This is a genomic window from Nitrospira sp., assembly GCA_016715825.1.
Taxonomy (GTDB): domain Bacteria; phylum Nitrospirota; class Nitrospiria; order Nitrospirales; family Nitrospiraceae; genus Nitrospira_D.
In genome coordinates, this window is the sequence record JADJXO010000001.1 from 1,149,598 (window position 1) to 1,168,522 (window position 18,925).

Below are 18,925 nucleotides of genomic sequence, written 5' to 3' on the forward strand. Positions count from 1 at the left end.
TATTTGTGGCATGATAATACCGATGCATCTCTCCATCATCATCCCGGCGTTCAACGAAACACGTCTGATCGAGCGGACGCTGCAGTCCGTCGCGACCTCGATCGCCGAGAATCAACACACAGGCTTCACCGCCGAAGTCATCGTCGTGGACAATAATTCCACCGACAACACGGCAGAGCTCGCCAGACAGGCTGGCGCACAAGTCGTCTTTGAACCGATCAATCAAATCGGACGAGCACGAAATACGGGAGCTGCTCAGGCAACAGGAGAGTGGTTGTTGTTTTTGGATGCCGACAGTCTGCTCAGTCCTGGCCTGCTCGCCGACATCTTGCGGATGATCGAATCCGGTCAGTATGTCGGATGCGGCAGCACGTTGCGCATGGACGGGTTACCTTGGTGGGGTAACCTGATCCTCAAACTCTGGACGGCCTCCTCGGTTCTCTGTCGCTTGGCCGCTGGTGCGCTGATCGTCTGTCGCCGCGATGCCTTTCAGCAAGTCGGTGGATTTGACCAAGAGCTCTATGCGCTAGACGAAATTCGCCTCAGCAAACAGTTGAAACAGTGGGGACGTGAGCGAGGCCTTCAATTTACCATCCTGACCACGCATCCGCTGGAAACGTCCTCCCGCAAGATCTCGCTCTACTCAGGCCGTGAGGTCGCCAGTCTGATGTTCCGCATCTTTTTTCTGCCGAGAAGAACCTTGTACGACAAGAAGCACCTCTCCGTCTGGTATGACGGACGACGGTAAGTTTCCGTCCCCTCGCCGCACGAAATCATTATGAGCGCATTCGACTCATCACACGTGGACAGCACTGTTACCGTTCAGAGCAAGCTTGTCCACGACGAAGGTGCATGCCGCGCCATAAAATGTTCACGCAGCCGATCCTGATTGGCCGGTGACAAAGACCGACCAGGGAGTAGCACCATGGTTTCTTTGACCAGTGTGATCTGTAGGACATAGGCCCGGCAACCGGTACAAGATGGTCGCTGACCTTCATGTTGATAATGGTTGGAAGCCGCCCTTCCAAGAAATCCGTTGCCCCATTGGCAATCTCATGGCACGTCACCTCGTTGTCGATCGATCGAGAAGGATGGTTACTCATGAGAGGAGCCTCCGGTTCAGGCGCTTTAGCCATGAGTCTCCCACCTCACAGATTTCTTACATTGTCTTTCAGGATGATGACATACTGATCGAATTCTCCTCGCTCCTGCCCGATCTTTTCCTCAGCCAAGCACCTTTTCAACCGCTACCCGAACTCGCTCCCGCGCCCGATGCAACCGAACATAGAGGTGCGTCTTCGTAATCTTCAGCAGGTCGCAGACTTCCTTCGCATCCACTCCCTCAACATCGCGCAGTATCAACACTTCTTTGTCACGAGGTCTTGGTCATGAGGAAAGAGCCTCTGGACGTCTTGGGCATAGTGGCAGGTTTTGCCCTCTATGACTCTCGTGCAGGGAGTGCCGTGGAGACCGTATTCGACTTGATCTAAGTAGCCGTCACCTTTCCAAAAGGCAAGCGTGCGGATGCGGGACTCGGGCAGGAGATACCCCACGAAGGCATAGCGAATATCCAAGGACGCCGCGACATGTTTAACCAGCGCCCGAAGAAAGTCCGATCCGGTAGAGGCAACCGTGCCCTCGACGAGGGAGCGGAGAAACTCGTCAGCTTTGTAGCGGGCCTCCAGCCGCTGCGGATCGTTGAGCGCCGTTACGTCACCCCTTATGTCAGCCCGGTCAACGTGCGGAACGTGGGAGAGGAGCACACTGGCGCGAGGAAGGTTAGCGCCGGGCAGGAAAGCGCTGCAACTATAGGCACAGATGCTGACTGCTGCGTGAGGGCATGGTGGCCCTGCAGCTGGCACAGAAGACTTCGAGACCCCGTATGGTGTTCTCAGAGATCTCCCCCGGAGACTGAGCAATTGAGACCAACACTTGTCCCGGATGGGGTGTTAGAGTGATTGAGTCACAAAACAATTTTACACTTGGAGGTTCTGATGCATGGGATGAGTCGTATTCTGTTCGTGGGATTAGGTATCGCATTAACCGGCTATCTGAGCGGAGCACCAGTCTTCGCCGCCGATAAACCAATAGAGGATGGGTCCAAGATCGTGATTACCTCCCCTAAAGCCGGGGACAAGGTCAAGGATAGCTTTGAGCTAAAATACGAGTTGACCAAGGGGTCGCAGGCTGCCCATGCCCACGTCTTCGTGGACAACGAGTACCAGAAGGGTTTTGGCGGAACGTTTAAGGGCCTGAGCAAGGGGACTCACCAGATCACCGTGACAGGCGCAACCAAAGACCACGCCCTCGTCGCAGCCACCCAAACAATCACCGTCGACGTCCAATAGGACTCCAACCAGCCGGTCTCACGCCGCCAGGGTCGATTGAAGAATTGGCCCTGGCGCGCCTGGCTCCCAATCCCGCGTCCGTCCATTCATCAGCAGTCACCCCGCTCTAGGAACAAGTCTTTTCCCCTAACCATCACGGTTTGTAAGACAATGGTATCGCCGCCAAGGCCTGTGCCTATAATGATGAGGTCGTAATGCGTCGACATGAGAGAGAGTCAGACGTATGAGCATGGTCTTACAGCCTGGGAGGAACGACACCCCTGTCGCTCCCTTACTCCCGGAGTGCGCACGCTGGACCAATTCGATTCCAAAGTTGAGGGCGGTGCTCCCTCCATGGGCGCAGTAGGACCGGCAAAGGTGTCGTTCCATGCAAAAACTTTCCGTCGAACGCACAACAGGGGGAAAAGATTTACGAGCAAGCTTAGAAGGAGCACGTGCATTAAAAGGTATCGACCGTAACAGGCCTAGAAAGTCGAATGGTCTGCATGGTTAAGCAATCGTCTGCCCAAAAGAAGTTTCTATGTTGGTGTGGATCAGACCGGGAGTATGGCAAGTGCCATCGCGATCGGGATAAACAAATCCCGCTAAAATCCCATGAAATCGGCGCTGAGTTTCGCAAGGCATTCGCCAGGAAGTACTGTCTACATCCTCAAAACTCCTCAGCAATCTGCTCGCAGCACATTGTGAAAGCTCATAGTGTTTCAGTGTCATCGAATCTACAGAGCATCGCAGAAGATGGCCACGTCCTACGCTTCTATTACCCTCCCAAGGCACCATTGGAAGCCCGTGGACGTGTGACGGCACAACCTATTGGAATCAAAAAGGCATCTACCTTTACAGGTTTTTGTAAACTACACGACTCCCAGACCTTTTCAGCCATTGACCAACCCATTAAGCTCCTCACATCTGAGCACTGCTTTCTCCTCGCGTTCAGAGCGCTGTGCCAGGTAATCTTTACCAAAGCGGCATCATTCGCCGCGAGTCCAACTCTCCGGCAATTTGATCGAGGAACTCCTCCCCACATCCAGCAGGCGCATCAGAAATTTTGCTCTGATAGAGAATTCAGCCTGATGGTCGGCTTGCAGGATTTACACCGCGAGAAGGCCGAATTCGATCGGCACCTTTTGAGGCGAAATTTTGAGGCAATCTCTTACTATGCTCTTGATTTAGACCATGCCCCGCAGATTGTTTGCAGTGTCTCCTTCTCGCCAGAAGTCGACTTCGAAGGTAACCAGCTTCAATCTCTGGAAAATCCTGACATTCATGCCGACATGTGCACCTGTTCCATCATTTCCACTCAGCGTGGTGGGGCAATAGTGTTTGCCTGGTTGAAGGAAACTACCGGCGCATCAATCCGATTGATTAAAAGCCTCGATAGGCTTAAGCCATGTCAAGTTCTTAGTGCGATTGTACGTCTCGTGTTCGAATGCGGTGAGAACGTATTTTTTTCAAAGTCATGGTGGGACGGTTTGGATTTCAAAACTCAAATGGTGCTAGAGAATCGGGCTAATTCGATAACTGACAAACCTACTAGCATATTACTCGAAGATGGATATCGGCCCGTTCTTTGGTCGATCGTATCAAAGTCAATATCCCCAACTCTCCAGATTGCACTTGAATAGTTCCAAAACTTTTAAGAAGGCAGGCCCGTTTCTCGACGTGCGGCGATTGGATGCATCATTATGATGATTCCTGCCGGGTATATGGCCAAGCGAGTGGTGAGGAAACCTGACTGGCTAAAGGCGGAGTTGAAGATATCTATTCAGTGAGCGGATGTGCTTCCAAAGATTTTGCCGATTACATCACGTTCTGGGAGCACAATGGCTACTGGTTCTTCCACTCTCCCGACATCATTGAGCAGGTGGCACAGGAGCACTCGATTGATCTTGCTGGGACGACGATGTTCTATTACGAAGTCTACGAACAGGAATTCGATGACGTGAAAGAACAATGGTGCCCGTACGAAAGAGAGGAATCCTTCACCACTAATGTTCGCTTGCCAGACCAGAAGATCCTTACGGGATTTGATATTGTGAGCAGCACCCCGAGAAACAGCCCTGAATGCTTGCCGCTTTCGTGCAACTCGCTCGCTGACGAGATTCGAACCAATTCACATTGTCTACTCCCAGACTTCGAGACAGCAAAGCGGCTTGTCGAAACGGGACGATTCAAGGATTCAGAGCCTGGTCCGTACAGAATCTTCGTGGTGTACAGTTTAGTCTAGAAGCGGATAAGTCTCCATTTCCAGACTCGCAGCAGCTTCTCGTGACCTGGCTGACACCCGTTTTCGATGCTGGTATACTTGATACATGAGCAAGGTTGAGCAGATCGAACAGCAGATAGAGAGCCTCACGCCTGATGAACTTACGGCGTTCCGCTCGTGGTACGCGGCGTTCGATGCTGAGGCGTGGGATCGTCAGTTTGAGGCCGATATAAAAGCTGGGAAGCTTGATGCACTGGCTGATAAGGCGTTTCGCGCTCACACCTCCGGCCAATCAACGAAGCTTTGATTCATCACGCCTCACCTGATTTCTGGAGAGTTGCTACAACGACCTTCCTGCTCCAATCCGTGAACAGGCTGACAAAGCTTTCGATCTGCTAAAAGAAAATCCTCAGCATCCTTCGTTGCATTTTAAAAAAGTGGGGCGTTTCTGGTCCGCTCGCGTCGACCTCAACTATCGAACCCTTGGTGTGGATGCACCCGATGGCGTCGTATGGTTCTGGATCGGCAGCCACGCGGAATATGACAAGCTGATTCGATAGCTCCGTTTCACGGCAAGCGGTAGGCGGGATGAGGGTGCCTAAGTCTTCCGACTCTCCTGAATACGAAAGCGCTGGGTGATGGCCGTCAGGACTTCCTTGGCTTCTGCTTCGTCAAGGCCTGCGCCGAAGCGAATGGTTTTTGTCCCATAATCAAAGGCAATCACTCCGCCGCCGATTCCCCACAATTGAAGGCTTGATGAGAGATCCAACGGATTAAAGGGGACCGGCGCAGGGCGAAGCGCTCGCATCTGCGTCAGATCATAGTCCTTGTTAAACCCGAATCCTCCGATGTCATGGCGAGTCCGAAAAATCTGTCCGTGCACCATGACAATCTCTTTCCCCACGACCTGCCAGAGGATGGCATAGATGGCGAACAGGCCACCGACCGTCCACACGCCAAACCATGCCAGCATGAACAACTCCCCTTCAGGCGGTGCATCGCCCCTCAAGAACTGGCTGGAGACCATGTATTCAGCCACCGCCCAACCACAGATCCAAAACCCCAGGAAGAAAATCACAAACCAACTACGAGTATAGGGAATGACGATGCGAAGCCCCTGCGACGTATCCGCGATGGTAATTCGAGAAGAATAGGGTTGGATCGTTGCCATCAAATGCATCCTTGTAAACGATGGGTATTATGACATGTCCGGCTAGGTGAGTCCCAGAGGAATTGGCTGGACATTACAGAACAGACGCGAGTTCTGGCTCCCGGCCCGCCAAGTAGGCCAACTCTACGGCATCGCTATGAGCAGAGAAGCCGGCTCGATCTGAGTATCTATCTGATCATGGAGCAGGAATGCTCGGGCCGATCTTATCCAGGATAACTTGCTTGACCTGCTTCGCAAATCGCTTGGAGACTTCTACATTTTTCAGCACATGGCCGGACTCTGACACCGTATAGGTGGCAGGTGGCATCTTGGACGTGATAGTCGCTTCAAAAATGACTGCCAAGACCTTGCTCCGCTTGCCCGTCTTTCGATCGATCCTATAGGCTTCTTTCAACGACACCTTTGGTGAAACCTCGACGGCCTCCACCCGGATGCGTGGCCTTAAGAGGCCTGACCGGTCATTATGCTCATCCGTGAGCTTGATGATGGGGTCTCCGACAAATTCGCGTCGGATCTGTTCCGCCACCACTCCTTTCGACCGTTCTGCCCGCTGCATGTTATCATCCAATACCGGCGGAGCAAGATCCACATAGATAGGACCCTCGGGCTGCCTTTTGGGGACAAAGCCAGCTTGCGTATGTTGGTTAATCTGTCCGGCACTGACCTCTTCCACTGTGGCTTGAGCAGCAACCAGCTGTTTGGCTATCGGATCATCAGCCTCATGGATGGTCGACTTTCCGCTCTGGTCGGTCTCGTACACAAGCGTGTTTACCCCTTGGTTATCAACCCGATAGACCTTCTTCTCACCGTTCACATTTGACGTCACATAGCCAGTGGAACAGGCCAGGATCATCATACAAGCGGCAGTGAGACCAGCTGAACGGATGATGCGGATCGCGTAACGAAGTTCAACAGGCATGCGGTACACTCCTTATGCTTCTGCGGGAACCAACGACACCCCGTGTAAAATCCATCGACCTATGACAACAAGTGTAGCAGCACCAAGCGCAATCGCCAGACTGCCTATCCGGCCGGCTCGAGGACTCAAGAAATCTGCACGGGCTGCCGATTCTTAGAGAGTGGTTGCACAAGCAGTGTCTGCAATGTGATTGACCGTCCTACGTACCAGGTCGCTGTATTCACCGTTCGATTCATACAAAATAGATCTTGGCTACCTCTCCCCTCTTAGCTCACCCGGTGATTCGCAAGCGCGTCGTCATCATAGGGGGCGGGTTTGGAGGAATGACGGCTGCGCGTTTCCTGGATGATGTCAACGTCGTCCTGATCGACCGTACGAACCACCACGTCTTCCAACCGTTGCTCTACCAGATGGCCACCGCCGCGTTGTCGCCCAGCGACATTGCCTGGCCGCTTCGCACTCTCTTCCGCTCGCAACCGAATGTTCTGGTGGTCCTGGATGACGTGGTATCCGTCGACCGAACCGCCAGAGTTGTCCGCCTCCGAGACAGCGCTCCGATTGAATTTGACGCACTCGTCGTGGCCCCAGGATCGCGACATGCCTATTTCGGACATGCCGAGTGGGAAGCCCTGGCGCCGGGGCTCAAAACCATCGGTGATGCCGTCCATTTACGTGAACGGATGCTGTTCGCGTTTGAAGTCGCAGAACGACAACGGGCCGAGACCGGCACACAGGATCGTCTCACGTTTGTCATTGTTGGGGGAGGACCTACTGGGGTCGAGTTCGCCGGTTCACTCGTAGAAATTGGAAGAAAGGCCATGGGACCAGATTACCCTCACCTGCACTTGGAGGATCTCTCGATTGTCCTCCTGGAGGCCGGCCCACGTGTGCTACCGGGCTTCGATCCGAAGCTGTCTGCAAAAGCGCTGAACACTCTCGAGCACATGGGCGTTACAGTCAAACTGAACACCCCAGTCACTGCCGTACATTCCGACGGGGTCATGGTTGGGAGGGAATGGGTCCCGTCTCCTCATGTCATCTGGGCCGCGGGTAACAAGGCATCGCCACTCCTGAACACATTGGCGGCTCCTCAAGATCCCTGCGGTCGGGTCAAGGTCCAACCAGATCTGACGATCCCGGATGACCCTTGGATTTGTGTCATCGGCGACGCCGCCCATTGCCTCGACGGGGATGAGAAACCTTTGCAGGGAATCGCTCCGGTCGCCATAAAAGAAGGGCAATACGTGCCCGAGCAACGTCCACCCTTTACGTATACGGACCGTGGCATGCTGGCGACGATCGGCCGCGGTCAGGCTGTTGCCCAGATCGGACTGTTCCGCGCTTCAGGATTCTGGGCTTGGACCTTCTGGTGTATGGTTCATATTTTCTTCCTCATTGGATCAAGAAATCGAATACGCGTGATGTCCGAATGGACCTGGTACTACCTGACCTTCAAACCGGGTGCAAGATTGCTGGGTGAACAGCCCGGCACTCAGTCTGCTGTTTCATCCACGGACCATGCTCCTGAACCTACCGAAGAGAAGCGACGCCCTCGCCGCCGTGCTGCGTGAGATCCTGACCCGTACCCTCTCCAGGCATCAGGCCTCCCTCATCTCCGATCACATGTCAGTGATTCGACCTCCACAATAGCCCTAGCCTTCGAGGCCTCCTGATGGGTGGAAATGCTCTTTACCATTTTCCGGCATGCGCTCCGCCGTCGACAGGCAATACCTCCCCGGTCACAAAACTCGTTTCAGTCCGGGAGAACACGGCATCGACGATCTCTGAGACCTTTCCCCATCCGTTGGATGGGATGGAGCATTTTCAAGAACTCATGTGTCTCCGGTTGCCAGAACCGTCGGGCAAGACAAATTAACCGGTTGAGATCAGGGGTTGATTTTGCGATGATTCACTGACGAGATCGAGCGAAATATTGGGAGACATCCCTTAACTCTCTTTCATTCCCCAGGATGAAACACCTTCACACTTCAACGGTAGGCAGCATTGTCCGACTCACCTGTCAACGGACGTTCATGAAGAGGGTACGCGCAGCCTTCTTCACAAGCGCATGGCTGTTGATCATCGTTGGATGCGCCGGGATCGAGTCCCGACAACCGCTTTCTACTGTCTCTTCGGTGAATCTCGCTCGTTATGCCGGGACGTGGTATGAGATCGCCAGGTTGCCGATGTGGTTTCAACGGCATTGCGTCGATTCGAAGGCCGTGTATGCGATACTCCCAAATAACAAGGTCCATGTGCATAACGAATGTGTGACTGACTCAGGGACCCTCGATCAAGTCGACGGGGTGGCGACGGTCGTTGACCCCACGACGAATGCCAAATTGTCGGTGGTATTCGACAATTTCTTTGCGCGGCTTGCTGGTCCGTCCCGTGATGGTAACTATTGGATCCTCGAGCTTGCCCCTGACTATCAGGTCACCATGGTCGGGACGCCGGACCGTCGCTACCTCTGGATCTTGTCACGTACTCCCAATCTCGACATGACCACCTATCAAGGCTTGATTACCAAGGCTCAGAATCTTGGTTTTCCTGTATCGAGGCTGATCAAAACGAAACGTCCCGACGGCAGTTCTGCCAGTTCTCGAGGGTTCCTGACGTAGAACGCGACCTTCTTGCGAGACGCTGTTGGTTGACACCCGCCTCTCTCCCCACGTAGGTTTCCTCCTTCACCACGCGAATGGACACATTTGCCCAAGATATCAGCACCGTGGACTTATCACTGGTCCTCCCTCTACTTGTCGTTTTCACGATCGGAGGCATCGGGTGGTTTTTCATCCGCCGCTTCATCACCAATACGACAGACGAGTTCCGTGAATATCAGCCGGCCCTCCGCATCACCAACCTCTCGATCATGAACACAGGCGACGTGATCACTGTGACACCCGACGTAGAAAACCTGGGTCCAGGAGTGGCCTACGATTGCGTGCTTCAGCTGACTGGATGGGATGGAAGTTTTTCCGTGAAAGCGCTGTATCCTCACGGCCCTCGATATCGGAGCCATTCCATCCCTATTGCGTTGGGGCCAGGCGCTCCAGTCCGCATGAAGCCGATGAGCCGCAGCTACTTACGATTGTCGTATTGCGATCTCTGGGAGCACCGATACGAATGCTGGTATCCGGTTGTCCAAGTCCAGAGCGCCCATAGCCGCCTCTACAACATCCGTATTGATCTCTCAGAAGCCGAGTTCACAGAACCACATCCATCAGTCCTTGAAATGTGGAAACTGCTGCGACAAACTTCGCGCGATGAAGCCGATGATGAACATGAATGATATCCAGAAGATACGACTGCGTTCCCCTCGAGCATCACTCGGTGGGTATGTGCTGCTTCCACGATTGATCGACAAGGTCCGCTTGCTCGCCGAGCGCCAGCTCCCACAAGACTATTGGTCCAACGTCCTTAAAGCAGGGAACACACTCGATGGCCGATTCCTTACCTATGCCGGAGTGGACGCAGAAGGCCTGCGGCAAGCCATTCTTTCGAGTCAGACCGATGAAGATGTCTTGGTATGGATACAGACTCACGCGAAACCCACGACGGCCGAAGATAATCGAGCATGGGCAGAACAACTCGCAGCATACCGACCCGATGAGAGCGTCGTCGAGTACCGCAAACGCATGTACCCAGAACTCGCTTCAATAATCGATATCGCCCTTCTCAGCGTCTTTGACCTCATCGATTTGGACGAAGGACGGCTCTCGCTGAACCAACTGAGGAAGTCCTCAGTGGATTGATGCCCGAGCCCTAGTGGGAGACTTGCAATCAGAGCTCCTGAGCCGTACCATTTTCAGAGTACACAGTCTGATTGGTTCCGTCGTCCTAGCACACACGTAAGAGTCGGTTGCGCGGATCGACGAAGACCCACCTGTACCGGCTTAGGAAGGAGAAACCCCAATGCCTCAGAAAGTTCAAATCGATCCCATTATCAAAATAGCGAAGACCGATGAGGAGTGGAAGAAACAGCTATCGGCTCCCGCCTATCGTGTCCTACGGCATGAAGATACGGAGCGCCCGTTCGTGAATCCGTTACATGAGAATCATGAATCTGGGATCTATTATTGTTCGGGCTGTAACCTGCCGTTGTTCTCTTCTGAACACAAGTTCGACAGCGGTACAGGGTGGCCTAGCTTTTGGCAACCGATCGATCCACGAGTCGTCGAGACTCGAACCGACTTCAGACTCTTCATCCCACGAACGGAAGTTCATTGTGCCCGCTGTGAAGGCCACCAAGGCCATGTGTTTAAGGATGGGCCAAAGCCGACCGGGCTACGCTACTGCATTAACGGAGCGGCCCTGAAATTCCTGGCAGGATGATGCCTTCGAATGGTCCCCGCTCTCGACCCGATCTTTAGACGCTCGAGATGCGGTTTTCTATCGCGCCGGCACGCTGAACTACCGCTAGCGCTTGCCGACTCATTCGCAGTACAATCGACCGGTACGCATCATTGAACCAGGATCGTCATGTTCCGCCGAGTACTACCATTTCTGATTTTCCCCCCGTTCCTGCTTTCATGTGGAGAGTCAGGTGGGCTGGTTACCTCCGAGACCGGCCCCTGTTCGCTCGTCACGGTGGCTGAAGCACAAGAAGCACTAGGAGAACCAGTCCAGGAGGGAATCCTTACGGATCCAACAACCTGTCTGTTCAAAGCTCAACGGCACGAACACCATGTCGTCACTGTTCAAGTCGATGAGTCGGCCGGCAAGGATCAGCGCGTGTGGTTCAATAAAGAGCGGCTCCGCCGTGACAGTCGGCTCATTGCAGGGCTCGGCGAAGGTGCTGTTCGAGTCGACTCACCCACATTATCTCGATTGACCTTCTTGCATAGGAACGCCCTTGTAACTGTGATCGTCGCATCGACCAAGCAGAAACATCTTAGTGAGTCTGTCACCCGCTTGAGTCTGGCTGCCGCAAGCCATTCTGGAGCGACATCCACCACACCTCTTACACCTCCCGTTTCCAACCTCACTGCAAAGGATGAAACGAGTCCCCATCCGGTCTCGCGACCGACGCCAGTCATGCTCTCCCAAACACGTCCTGGCCCCTCCGATGCTCAGTCCGGACCGCAGAAAGCTCCGGCTCTTGATCCGACCCACCTTGTCGGTACCTGGCACTCACGTCTCACACAAGGAACGACCCAGCATGATATGCTCTTGATCATCAAACCGAACCTGACATGGTCCCTCTCGTCCATGATGCAATTTGATGGTGTCTTGAATGCTGAGTCCGGTTTGTGGTCGCTCGAACGAGCCAACACGTTCAAAGGCCTAGGGTGGAAGGGCACCTACCGGAAAAAAACAGCAAAGTCGTTCTCCAGCACTGGTAGCGTCCAGGCCACGTGGTCACGGCTTGCAACAGATCAAGACCCGACACTCGTTCCAATAGAACTCTGGAAACTGCGACGCGATTCAACCAGTGTCCCCGTGTTCCAAATCAAAACCGTTGATCCTGATATTGTCGGGCAATGGGAAGGGATCGGCACCTATGCGGGTGGTTCCGCCGCATTTGTGTGGGGGATTAAACCTTCTGCCGCAACCGACTTATTGATCGTCGAATCACTCCGAGGGACCGTGCAAACCAAGAACAGCCTTCTGCAACTTCAACCGATCAAGAAGCAGAAAGGCCAACGAGTCAGCGTCGTCGCCCTCTATGACCATGGTCTTACGACCACCGATGGGAAGAATACGCTTCGCTGGAGCAAGCTCTCTCCCGAATTGACGGAAAATCATCAGCTCTAGCGACGACTCTCACTATCCTCGTTTCCCTTGAAAGGACTCTCGCCGATGGTGCATCCCCCTGAGCGTATTGGATTTGTTGGTGTCGGCCGTATGGGCGCCAATATGGCCAGGCGTTTACAAGAACAGAGATATCACATCGCCGTGGTTCACGACTGTCATACCGGAGCCGCGGAAGCTCTGGCACAGGAGCTGGGTTCAGAACTAGCCACGTCACCGGCGCGTGTCGCTGAGCTATCGGATATCGTCATAACGGTCGTATCCGACGACGCGGCAATGCGTGAAATTTATACCGACACGGACTTGACCAGCCTGATGGCATACGCGAAGGATCGCCTGTTCATCAACTGTGCAACTGTGACACCGACTCTTCACATTAACATCGAACGAGCAGTTGAACGACGTGGTGGTACTGTCCTTGAAGCCTGTATGGCGAGCAGTATCACGCAAGCGCGTCAGGGTACGCTCTATCTCATGTGCGGAGGTAGACAACCGGTGTTCGAACGAGCCCGTCCAGTGCTGGATGCCCTTGCTCAGACAATCCGATATATCGGTCCAGCCGGGGAGGCGGCAAAGGTGAAAGCCTTGGTGAACCTGGTGATGAACAGCAATACCGTTGCATTAGCCGAAGGTTTAGGACTGGGTTCGGCGCTCGGCCTCGATCTGACCCTGCTCCGGGAGGTCTTCAGCCAAACAGGAGCCGCTTCACGAGTCCTGGAAACGGACGGTGAAGATATGCAGCAACGGGCGCATGACTGCTACTTTTCGGTCGTTCACGCCGCAAAAGATTCGGCTATTGCGCTCGACTTAGCCACCCAGGTAGGTCTCTCCCTTCCAGTCGGACAATCCGCGTTAAATCAATATCGACGTTTGATTGAATTGGGCAAGGGTGACTTAGATAAATCCGCTGCAGCCGAATTAACCTTTCGAGATCGACTTGGCTCACCTCCAAAACCGAGTTGACAGCTCCTCGTCGTGGAGATTGTGGCAACGCGTCTCGCAACCGGACCTTGATCGGCAGGACATATACGCGGCGGTCACGATCGAGGAGCAGAAGAATCGATGGGCGCTCTTTGAACTCAAACTTGGGTGGAAAAGAAGCTCTTCACCTGATCTGTGGGCACACAGCCGACCAAGAGATCACCATCAGGAGCGACGACCAGCGGCACCCCATTCTGTCCGGTAGCATGCCAAGCCGTTTCCCATTTTTGGGCGATTACACGGCTCTCATCATCCACGTCATCCATACCCCCTGCCCCCGAAAGTCGCTTGACAACGTGAGGATCAGAAATGTCTTGCCCCTCGCACCAGAAGGCACCGTAGGTTCGTTTCACGAAGTCCATCCCCAGCTGAATATCTTGTCGCAGTAGCGCAGCCGCTTGTTCGATCGCCGGTAAGGTATTCGGTTTTCCGCTCGGCAGGCTGATTGGAAGACCGGGAGCGAGTCGCTGCACAACCGTCACTTCATGCTTCAGCTCAGCACCTAGGGAGCCATCCCAAGGTTTCATAGGCCGCGGCAAATGCGGTGCATGTTGAACTCCACGCCACTCACACAGATGAAGCAACCCCAGCTCGTGCAATCGTTCATGCAACGCATAACAGAACGGGCAGTTGAAATCGCTATACAGAAAAAACCTGCCGGCTGGAGGAGTCGTCGTCATGTGGCTACTTTACCGAAGTGAATTGAAAGAATCCACTGGGATCAGACTCAAAAAGTGATGGAGGCAGCCTGAAGTCAGGAGTGGGTTTGTTGCAGCAATTTCTTAAGATTGGTGCGGAGTGTGGGCAATGTGAGCGGCTTCGTTAACACGGTATCCATACCAGCCATAAGACACTTCTGGGCATCGTCATCTGATGCATGGCCGGTGAGAGCCATGATGGGCAGATGGCTCAGCGTCCCCTCCTCACGAAGACGTATTGCTTTGCTAGCTTCATAGCCATCCATATCTGGCATCTCACAATCCATCAACACGACGTCATACGCAGTTCGAGTGATCGCCTCCACCGCTTCACGGCCCGTGCGGGCCAATTCGACCTGACATCCGAGCTTCTGCAAGAACTTACAGGCCACGACCTGATTAATTTCATTGTCATCCGCAACCAAGACTCGGAGTGGCCCGACCTGATTTCCCTCCCCATGTTGGTCAGTTCCGGACAATGATGCGACAATTTCCCGATGAATGGCAGGCAGAAGATGAGTCGTATAACGAAAGGTGCTGCCTTCACCAACGACACTGTCGACAGCGATGGTCCCACCCATCAGCTCGACAAGTTGGCGACAAATCATAAGCCCGAGCCCGGTTCCTCCGAATCGCCTCGCAGTTGAGGCTTCTGCCTGGGCATAGGCCTTAAACAGTTGAGACTGTTGTTCAGGGGTCAACCCAATGCCAGTATCACGAACGCTCCACTGCAAGATGACGCCCTCAGGACGATCCGGCACAGTCGATTGTAGCGAGACAGCAACCACCACACGACCACGCTTCGTGAACTTGATCGCGTTCCCGACGAGATTGAAGAGAATTTGCCGTAACCTGATCGGATCCCCTCGGAACTCCTCCGGAACATCCGGCGCAATGTTCACCTCAAGGGCAAGACCTTTCTGAGACGCTAACCCCTCGGTTAACGTCATCACATCATGGATCAAGGCCCGCAGATTGACGTCTGCGACTTCCAAGGTCATCTTGCCTGCTTCGATCTTTGAAAAATCAAGAATGTCGTTCACCAATGTCAGCAACGCATCGGCGGATCGATGCATGGTCTCAATCAGCTCACGTTGCTGATCGCTCAACGATGAATCCTTAAGCAACTGCGTACATCCCAACACTCCGTTCATCGGAGTTCGCAGCTCGTGACTCATTGTCGCCAAAAAGGTACTCTTCGCCCGAGCAGACTCTTCTGCGGCTTCTTTCGCACGACGCAGCGCCACGTCCGACGTGATATCGAGACCATACGCACGGACCAGTCCCAATTCCTTGAGCGGGAAGAATGACCAGGCAATGACGTGATCAACCAGAACATGCTCAACTCCGGCCAACGGAACATCCGTTGTCAGGCATTCATGGAGCATGGTCGATAGATTCTCAGGGAACATTGCTTCTATCCCGGATTCAAGTAATCCCCATTCGCCCATCACATGCAGCATGCCGTGGTTTGCATACAGCACTGACCCTGTCGCGTCAAATTCCACGATGGGATTCGGTGCGTCTTCGGCAAGCCGTGCGGCACGTTGAACATCACGTTGAATCTCCATCGCGGTGGTCAGATCATGGACCACGACCACAGCTCCAACCTGAACCCCATCCTGCATTCGAGGCCAGAACGAGAGTGACAGCTCGAATTGTGTATCGTCCTCCCGTTTCCAGAAATGGGAGGGAATGACCACCAGTTCGCCGGTCCTCACCATCCGATTGAGCGGGCACTGAGCAGCCTCCTGTTCACCTGATATGAAACACCTAAGAATGTCATGCAACCCTGCCCCTACGACCGTACGGCCTCGCCCGAGCAGTTGTTGTGCGACAGAATTCAGCGACACGATTCGATTCTCGCGATCCACGAAGACAATACCTTCCTGAACAGACTCCATGAGGAGCGTCGCATCTTCTGCCGTAGGTGACCACGACTGAGGGATGGGCGAGTGAGACGTAGGACCAGAATCGTTAGAGATAGACATCGCGCGAGGTGGAGTCCCAGTTTTCCTGCAATTCTATCGGTAACCTCATCGCTTTTCTGAAGGTTCAATCGATGTGAATTCTATATGACTGCGCACGATAGGAGCGGTTATGATCTATTGCTAATCCAGCTCGTCAAGCATCTCAAGTTCATCCCAGATAAACCGATACAATACGCGATGGGGAGTAAAAGCTGGTCCACAGGAGGTGTCTATGATTTCCGCCATACACACCGCACTCACGGGCCTGACTGCTTTCGGCAAACAACTCGAAGTCGTGGCACACAACATCGTCAACGTCAACACAGACGGGTTCAAAACATTCAAGACGACATTCGTCGAAGCGCCTGCCAGCGGCGTCCTCCCTGTCGTTGACAAAGACACTTCCTCCGGGCCAACGGTGCTTCGAGATACAGGCCGCAATCAATTGGAGGTCGAACTCTCGAATACCGATCTCGGCGAAGAACTCGTGCATCAGATGTTGGCAAAACGCAGCCTGGAAGCAAATCTTCACAGCATCAAAAGTGGAGATGCACTTCTAGGTAGTATCCTTGACCTAAAAAGGTAGCGCACGCAGGTCGTTGTCTTCATCATCACGCTCTATCAAACCAGCCACAGAAGCGATACATTTCTTTGATCAGCTACTGGGCCTAGCTTTCCCGTCAATCAGTATGTTATGCGGAGTCCATGGCCCTCCCTCGCGTCTTACTGGTCATCCCTCCCCTGACACAACTCAATACACCCTATCCTTCCACGGCCTATCTCACAGGATTCCTTGAGTCACGTGGAATACACGCAGAACAGGCCGACATAGGCATTGAAATGGTGCTGCGCCTGTTCAGCCAGGATGGACTACACCGTGTCTTCGAACAACTTCATACCCACACAAATGATCTTCCTAAGGAGGCCGTCAGAATGATGCGAGCGGAGCGCGCGTACGTGCAGATGATTGAACCAGTCGTGTTGTTCTTACAGGGGCGGACCCCAGAAGCTGCCGCTCAATTAATCGAACCGGGTGTACTACCAGAAGGCCCACGATTGCGAGGCCGAAAGAAATTTGCACGGTCAGTCTCCGTCGATGACCGAGCCAAACAAAGGGCCACCTTCTTTCTTGAAGACCTTGCCGATCTCGTTCAGGCCACGATCACTCCACACTTTTCTTTAAGTCGGTATGCCGAACACATTGCGCGCTCGGCCTCCTCATTCGATCAAATCATCAATGGGCTGATGGCTCCTCCCAACCTGATGGATCAATGGTTGCTAGAAGCATTCTGGGAACAGTTCGATCGAGTCAACCCATCGCTGGTTGGTCTCTCCATTCCGTTTCCAGGTAATCTTTACGGTGGGTTTCTCATCGCAAACGCCATCAAGCAGCGTCACCCAGACATTCCCGTGGCGATCGGCGGTGGCTATGTGAATACGGAGCTGCGCCGGGTTACTGATGCACGAGTGTTTGATTACATCGACTTCATCACCCTCGACAACGGTGAACGACCGCTCCTCTCCTTGGTGGAGTCTCTGTCCGGTTCACGTTCCCGTGAATCGCTCTGCCGCACACTGTATCGCTCCAAGAACCGTGTGGTGTATGTCGACAATCCATCGGCCACCGATTTTTCGATGAACGACATCGGCTGCCCCACCTACCGAGGGTTGAAGCTGGATCGATATCTCACCATTTTGGACAGCATCAACCCGATGCATCGCCTCTGGTCAGAGGGACACTGGAACAAATTAACCGTGGCTCACGGGTGCTATTGGAAACAATGTACATTTTGTGATGTGGGCCTCAACTACATCAGTCGATACGAAATGACACCAACCGATCGGCTGATCCAGCAGATTGAACACCTCATTACTGAAACTGGTCGCACCGGATTCCACTTCGTAGACGAAGCGGCTCCACCCGCGGCATTGAAGGCCCTCGCCTTGGCACTCTTGGAGCGAAAGGCTAAGATTACCTGGTGGGGCAACATCCGCTTTGAGACAGCATTTTCGACAGATCTGTGTCGTTTGCTTGCTGCCTCCGGCTGTATCGCGGTCACTGCCGGACTCGAAGCGGCGTCGGACCGCCTCTTAGGCAGTATGAAGAAAGGCATTACGGTTGATCAGACAGCACTTGTCGCGGCTGGATTTAAGGAAGCTGGTGTGCTAATTCACGCCTACCTCATGTACGGGTGCCCATCTGAAACTATCCAGGAAACCGTTGATTCACTGGAGCGCGTTCGTCAACTGGTAGCCGCAGATCTGGTTCAGTCCGCTTTTTGGCACCGCTTTACCGTCACAGCACACAGCCCAATCGGGCTCAATCCAGAGGCGCACGGTCTACAGATTCTTGGCCCTGAGTTTGAGGGATTCGCGGAAAATGACCTTCTGCATCTCGATTACCATGCTTCGACTCCAGACTGGATCGGTGAGGGGCTTCGCCGATCACTCCTTAACTTCCTTGAGCGCCGCGGACTTGATCTCGATGTCCGCATTTGGTTCGATGAACAAGTTCCCGGATCAACAGTCTCCTCGGCATGGTTACGCCAACTCCTTAAAAGTCGTGCGCGCGAAGACCTTCTTTCGGTTCACCGACGATGCGTCTGGCTGGGAACTCCCGTCACCTTTGAACCGAATGGAAACCGATCTCGACTCATTCACACTGACCGTGGAAAGACCCACGTGATCATTTTGTCTGAGTCCCAAGCCAGATGGCTTGAGCAAGTGATTCTCGACGCCACTCCTCGACCATCGCGAGCGGAATATCCGCTTTTTCAACAAGCGTGCGGTCAGTTTCCAGGAACACGTTCTGATTGCAACGCCTTTCTAAAGACCACCTCCTGGAAAAAGATTTGTTCCGCTGGGCTTGTGCTCGTGTAAT

Annotated in this window: 19 protein-coding genes and 1 pseudogene; 14 read left to right on the forward strand and 6 right to left on the reverse strand. The window is 53.7% G+C overall.

Going from position 1 to position 18,925, the window contains the following annotated elements:
• Nucleotides 1–22 precede the first annotated feature (22 nt).
• Nucleotides 23–748 (forward strand): glycosyltransferase, encoded by a 726-nt coding sequence (locus IPM58_05540; GenBank protein ID MBK9306550.1) that lies wholly within the window; start codon nucleotides 23–25, stop codon nucleotides 746–748.
• A gap of 476 nt (nucleotides 749–1,224) precedes the next feature.
• Here IPM58_05540 and IPM58_05545 read toward each other — a convergent pair whose 3' ends face one another.
• Both IPM58_05545 and IPM58_05550 read right to left on the reverse strand, forming a co-directional pair.
• Nucleotides 1,225–1,365, reverse strand: a complete 141-nt coding sequence (locus IPM58_05545; GenBank protein ID MBK9306551.1) for a hypothetical protein — start codon at nucleotides 1,363–1,365, stop codon at nucleotides 1,225–1,227.
• Complete coding sequence (locus IPM58_05550; GenBank protein ID MBK9306552.1) at nucleotides 1,359–1,763, reverse strand: hypothetical protein; 405 nt, start codon at nucleotides 1,761–1,763, stop codon at nucleotides 1,359–1,361. Before IPM58_05550 ends, IPM58_05545 begins: the two co-directional genes overlap by 7 nt.
• 240 nt (nucleotides 1,764–2,003) lie before the next feature.
• Between IPM58_05550 and IPM58_05555 the strand changes: the two genes are divergently transcribed.
• The 4 genes and pseudogenes from IPM58_05555 (at nucleotide 2,004) to IPM58_05570 (ending at nucleotide 4,858) form a co-directional block, all read left to right on the forward strand.
• Nucleotides 2,004–2,348 carry a hypothetical protein gene (locus tag IPM58_05555; GenBank protein ID MBK9306553.1) on the forward strand — a complete coding sequence of 115 codons (345 nt, stop codon included), beginning with the start codon at nucleotides 2,004–2,006 and terminating at the stop codon, nucleotides 2,346–2,348.
• A gap of 485 nt (nucleotides 2,349–2,833) precedes the next feature.
• Complete coding sequence (locus tag IPM58_05560; protein ID MBK9306554.1) at nucleotides 2,834–3,970, forward strand: SEC-C domain-containing protein; 1,137 nt, start codon at nucleotides 2,834–2,836, stop codon at nucleotides 3,968–3,970.
• 63 nt (nucleotides 3,971–4,033) lie between these two features.
• A pseudogene (locus IPM58_05565) lies at nucleotides 4,034–4,572 on the forward strand (hypothetical protein).
• Nucleotides 4,573–4,657: 85 nt separating this feature from the next.
• Nucleotides 4,658–4,858: a hypothetical protein gene (locus IPM58_05570; GenBank protein ID MBK9306555.1), complete on the forward strand. Its 201-nt coding sequence runs from the start codon at nucleotides 4,658–4,660 to the stop codon at nucleotides 4,856–4,858.
• A 291-nt stretch (nucleotides 4,859–5,149) separates the two neighbouring features.
• Here the strand turns inward: IPM58_05570 and IPM58_05575 are convergent, their stop codons facing one another.
• Together IPM58_05575 and IPM58_05580 are read right to left on the reverse strand one after the other, a co-directional pair.
• Nucleotides 5,150–5,722 carry a hypothetical protein gene (locus IPM58_05575; protein ID MBK9306556.1) on the reverse strand — a complete coding sequence of 191 codons (573 nt, stop codon included), beginning with the start codon at nucleotides 5,720–5,722 and terminating at the stop codon, nucleotides 5,150–5,152.
• Nucleotides 5,723–5,897: 175 nt separating this feature from the next.
• Entirely contained in the window at nucleotides 5,898–6,641 is a 744-nt protein-coding gene (locus IPM58_05580; GenBank protein MBK9306557.1) for a hypothetical protein, read from the reverse strand.
• A 281-nt stretch (nucleotides 6,642–6,922) separates the two neighbouring features.
• On the opposite strand from IPM58_05580, the gene IPM58_05585 reads away from it, so the two are divergent.
• The 7 genes from IPM58_05585 to IPM58_05615 all read left to right on the forward strand — a co-directional run bounded on the left by IPM58_05585 (nucleotide 6,923) and on the right by IPM58_05615 (nucleotide 13,358).
• Nucleotides 6,923–8,212, forward strand: coding sequence for an NAD(P)/FAD-dependent oxidoreductase (locus IPM58_05585; protein MBK9306558.1), 1,290 nt, complete (start codon nucleotides 6,923–6,925; stop codon nucleotides 8,210–8,212).
• A gap of 462 nt (nucleotides 8,213–8,674) precedes the next feature.
• Nucleotides 8,675–9,262: a lipocalin family protein gene (locus tag IPM58_05590; GenBank protein ID MBK9306559.1), complete on the forward strand. Its 588-nt coding sequence runs from the start codon at nucleotides 8,675–8,677 to the stop codon at nucleotides 9,260–9,262.
• A gap of 77 nt (nucleotides 9,263–9,339) precedes the next feature.
• A complete protein-coding gene (locus IPM58_05595; protein MBK9306560.1) occupies nucleotides 9,340–9,933 on the forward strand; it encodes a hypothetical protein in 594 nt (197 codons plus the stop codon).
• Entirely contained in the window at nucleotides 9,926–10,396 is a 471-nt protein-coding gene (locus tag IPM58_05600) for a DUF5069 domain-containing protein (protein MBK9306561.1), read from the forward strand. Before IPM58_05595 ends, IPM58_05600 begins: the two co-directional genes overlap by 8 nt.
• A 160-nt stretch (nucleotides 10,397–10,556) precedes the next feature.
• On the forward strand, nucleotides 10,557–10,976 hold the full coding sequence (gene msrB / locus IPM58_05605) for a peptide-methionine (R)-S-oxide reductase MsrB (GenBank protein ID MBK9306562.1): 420 nt from the start codon (nucleotides 10,557–10,559) through the stop codon (nucleotides 10,974–10,976).
• A gap of 147 nt (nucleotides 10,977–11,123) precedes the next feature.
• Entirely contained in the window at nucleotides 11,124–12,398 is a 1,275-nt protein-coding gene (locus IPM58_05610; protein MBK9306563.1) for a hypothetical protein, read from the forward strand.
• A gap of 45 nt (nucleotides 12,399–12,443) precedes the next feature.
• Entirely contained in the window at nucleotides 12,444–13,358 is a 915-nt protein-coding gene (locus tag IPM58_05615; GenBank protein MBK9306564.1) for an NAD(P)-dependent oxidoreductase, read from the forward strand.
• Nucleotides 13,359–13,474: 116 nt separating this feature from the next.
• On the opposite strand, the gene IPM58_05620 is transcribed toward IPM58_05615, so the two are convergent.
• The gene (locus IPM58_05620; GenBank protein MBK9306565.1) at nucleotides 13,475–14,056 is read right to left on the reverse strand and encodes a DsbA family protein; all 582 of its coding nucleotides are present in this window, start codon (nucleotides 14,054–14,056) and stop codon (nucleotides 13,475–13,477) included.
• A 74-nt stretch (nucleotides 14,057–14,130) separates the two neighbouring features.
• Nucleotides 14,131–15,978, reverse strand: coding sequence for a response regulator (locus IPM58_05625; GenBank protein ID MBK9306566.1), 1,848 nt, complete (start codon nucleotides 15,976–15,978; stop codon nucleotides 14,131–14,133).
• Between the two features lie 298 nt (nucleotides 15,979–16,276).
• Here IPM58_05625 and IPM58_05630 point away from each other — a divergent pair, with 298 nt between their 5' ends.
• On the forward strand, nucleotides 16,277–16,630 hold the full coding sequence (locus tag IPM58_05630) for a flagellar biosynthesis protein FlgC (GenBank protein MBK9306567.1): 354 nt from the start codon (nucleotides 16,277–16,279) through the stop codon (nucleotides 16,628–16,630).
• 119 nt (nucleotides 16,631–16,749) lie between these two features.
• Nucleotides 16,750–18,924 carry a radical SAM protein gene (locus tag IPM58_05635; protein ID MBK9306568.1) on the forward strand — a complete coding sequence of 725 codons (2,175 nt, stop codon included), beginning with the start codon at nucleotides 16,750–16,752 and terminating at the stop codon, nucleotides 18,922–18,924.
• The last annotated feature ends 1 nt before the right edge of the window (nucleotide 18,925 follow it).